This is a genomic window from Allobosea sp. P1_A7 (assembly GCF_056406775.1).
On record NZ_JBFTZN010000518.1, the window covers coordinates 1 to 1,931 of the forward strand.

2 protein-coding genes are annotated in these 1,931 nt (G+C 64.3%); both read right to left on the reverse strand.

The features are described 5' to 3' along the window. Nucleotides 1-879: carbohydrate ABC transporter permease (locus AC1D34_RS37155; protein WP_476826972.1), on the reverse strand; the 879-nt coding region annotated here is incomplete at its 3' end. A 38-nt stretch (nucleotides 880-917) separates the two neighbouring features. Next, a partial coding sequence (locus AC1D34_RS37160) for an ABC transporter substrate-binding protein (RefSeq protein WP_476826973.1) occupies nucleotides 918-1,931 on the reverse strand: 1,014 nt, incomplete at its 5' end.

A 1,931-nucleotide genomic window follows, 5' to 3' on the forward strand; every position in this document is an offset into this window, starting at 1 on the left:
GAGCACGATGGCGTAGAGCACGACGCCGATCGCGCTGGCATAGCCCATCTCCGATGTCATGAAGGCGGACTGGTAGATGTATTGCACCAGCATCGTCGTCGAGAATCCCGGGCCACCGCCGGTCATCACGTAGATCAGGTCGAAGACCTGGAAGGAGTGGATCACGCTGAGGATCAGCAACAGGAAGGTGGCGGGCCGCAGGAGGGGCAGCGTGATCTTCCAGAACTGGCGAGAGGGCGACGCGCCATCCATGGTCGCGGCTTCGTAATAGAGCGTCGGGATCGACTGCAGCGCGGCGAGATACACCACCATGCAGAAGCCGACCCTGACCCAGAATGTCGCAATCACCAGCGACGGCAGCGCCCAGGCCGGCGAGGAGAGCCATGGGATCCGGTCGCCGCCGAGGCGCACGATCAGGGAGTTGATGACGCCGTAATGCTCGTTGAACATCCAGGCGGCGATGATGCCGGTGGCGACGGCCGAAACCACGACCGGAAGGAAATAGACGCTGCGCAGGAAGACCCGCCCCGGCATCCGTCGGTTCAGCGCCACGGCCAGGAGCAGCCCGCCTGCCATGGTGGTGGGCACCGAAGCCACGGCATAGACCGCCGTATTCAACAGCGCGTGCCAGAACTGCGTGTCGGCCACCAGCCTGCGATAATTGGCCAGGCCGGCATAGGTGACGTCGCCGATCAGGCTCCAGTCATGGAAGCTGATATAGAAGGCATAGAGCAGCGGAAAGAAACTGAAGGCGCTGAACAGAAGCAGGTTGGGCGTGATCAGGAGATAGGGCAGCATCCAGGGCCGCCGGAAGGAGCGGCGCCCCCGCGCCCCGGTAACGGGGGGCGCGGTGCTGGTCATGACGACGCTGTCGGACATGGATCACCTCGCAGACGGGACGGCAGGCCGCACCGCCGTCAGCTCTTGAGGACGCTGCGGATGGTGCCTTCCACGTTCTCGGCCGTGTCCTTTGGCGACTGGCCGGAGGTGAAGGCGAGGTCGAGCTGCTCGCCGAGCTTCGTATTGATGCGGCTGAAATCCGGCAGCGTCACCGTCGCGGCCAGATGGTCCGGGATCGTCCGCGACTGCTCGACGAAGACCTGCATCGCGTCGGGACGAAGCGGGTAGTCCAGCTTCGTTTCCATGAGGCTGCGCCGAACCGGCAGGAAGCCGGCGGCGATGCAGAAGTCGCGCATATTGGCCTCGTTGGTGGCATAGCGCAGGAAGTCGATGGCGACATCCCGGTTCTTGCTGTCGCGCGTCACGGCCAGACAATTGCCGCCGAGATCGGAGGCCATGCTGACGCTGCGCGGCATATAGGTCACCTGCCACTCCGCCTGTTTCATCGCGTCCTGCAGGAACGGGATCTGCCAGTCGCCATGCACCAGCATGCCGATCGTCCCGTTGGCGAAGAGGTTCTGCGTCTGCTCGTTGGTCTTGATCGAGGTCGTGGGCGGGACGAGCTTGTCGGTGAACCAGGACTGGGCCCAGGCGATCGCCTCGAGACCCTCCTTCGACGAGAGCTGCGGCTGGAGCAGCTGCTCGTCGAGCAATTTGCCGCCATTCTGGTAGAGGAAGGGCAGAAAGCGATAGGCGGCGGTGTTCTGCCAGGCGCAGGCGAAGCCGAATGGCGCTCCGGCCTTGTCCTTCAGCATCCGGGCGATCCGGATGAACTCCTCCCAGCGCCAGCTGTCCTCGAGCCGCCGCGGCAGCTCGATTCCGGCCCGCCGGAACATCTCCATGTTGCAATAGACCGCGAGCGTGTCGGTGTGGTGGGGAATGGCGAAGGCCTTGTCGCGATAGGTGACGGCCTTCCACAATGCGGGGGCGAATTGCGCTGCCAGGCCGCCGTCGAGATGCCCGCTCAGATCGACGATTGCGCCTGCTTTCGCATAGCGGCCGACCTGCTGGTACTGGATGCGGACCAGATC